The sequence below is a fragment of the Pseudoroseomonas cervicalis ATCC 49957 genome (assembly GCF_000164635.1).
Taxonomy (GTDB): domain Bacteria; phylum Pseudomonadota; class Alphaproteobacteria; order Acetobacterales; family Acetobacteraceae; genus Pseudoroseomonas; species Pseudoroseomonas cervicalis.
The window spans coordinates 1-1,149 of the sequence record NZ_GG770920.1; the positions used below are offsets into that span (position 1 = coordinate 1).

At 75.0% G+C, this 1,149-nt stretch carries 1 protein-coding gene; it reads right to left on the reverse strand.

Features of this window, described 5'->3' with window-relative positions; translation table 11 throughout:
* Positions 1-132: 132 nt before the first annotated feature.
* Entirely contained in the window at positions 133-1,086 is a 954-nt protein-coding gene (gene hslO / locus HMPREF0731_RS20355; protein WP_007006110.1) for an Hsp33 family molecular chaperone HslO, read from the reverse strand.
* Positions 1,087-1,149 lie beyond the last annotated feature (63 nt).

Here is a 1,149-nt window from a genome sequence, read left to right on the forward strand (position 1 = left end):
CGCGGCGCGGCAGGCGGCCGCTTGCGGGCGCGCGGCCCGCCACCTCGGCTGGGCTGCGGGCTGGGCGTTCCGTCAGGCGCTCGGTCGGCGTCATGCTGCTACTTCCCCCGTCTGCTTGCGGACAGCGCGTCCTCAGCCCTGCCCCGCCGCCTGCACCTCGTCCCGCTCGAAGCGGAAGCCGACATTGCAGAACTCGCAGGTCATGGTGATGACCCCATCCTCGGCCATGTGGTCCAGATCATCCTCCCCGAAGCCGGACAGCACGGAGGCCAGCCGGGCGCGGGAGCAACGGCACCCATAGGACAGCGGGCGCGGCCGGTCGAGCGCCAGACCCTCGGCATGGAACAGCCGGTAGAGCAGACGGTCGGGCGCCAGGGCGTCGTCCAGCAGCTCCGCCTCGGTGATGGTGCCGGCCAAGGCCAGCGCCGTCTCCCAGGCATCCTGCTGCGCCAGCGCGTCCAGCTCGGGCCCGATGCCGCCGGCGCCGGCCACCCGCTCCAGGATCAGCGCGGCGGCGCGCCAGCCGGAGGGCGTGCGCGCGGCGGCCAGCCAGACGCGGCTGTCGAGCTGCTCCGAGGTCGCGAAATACTCGCCGGTCATCTGCGCCAGGGTCTCGCCCTCGATGGCGACGATGCCCTGGTAGCGGTCCATGTCGGGCCCCTGGTCGCAGGTGAAGGCCAGATAGCCCTTGCCCAGCAGCGCGGCGGCGCTGTCGGCGCCGGCCGGCAGGTCCTCGGCGCGGGCATAGCCGCGCAGCGCGCCGGCCTCGGTGCAATCGGCCAGCAGCATGGCGACGGGGCCGTCCCCCTTGGCCTGCAGGCTGAAGCTGCCCTGGAACTTCAGCGCGGCGGCGAGGCCGGCGGTCAGCGCCAGCGCCTGGCCGAGCAACGCCGAGACCGGCTCGGGATTCTCGTGCCGGCTGAGCAGCGCCTCGGCCAGCGGGCCGAGCCGCACCAGCCGGCCACGCACCGGCTTGCGCTCCAGATGGAAGGGCTGCACGCCGCGCGGCACCGTCAGATGCGGCACCGGCGGGCGGTCATGGTTGAGGAAATCGGGGGTGGCGGAGGGTTCGGTCGGGTCGGTCACGCGGCAGGGGTCTCGGTGCGGCAGGGCCCGGGCGGGGCGGCGGCGGGGCCGCCCGCCCGGCGG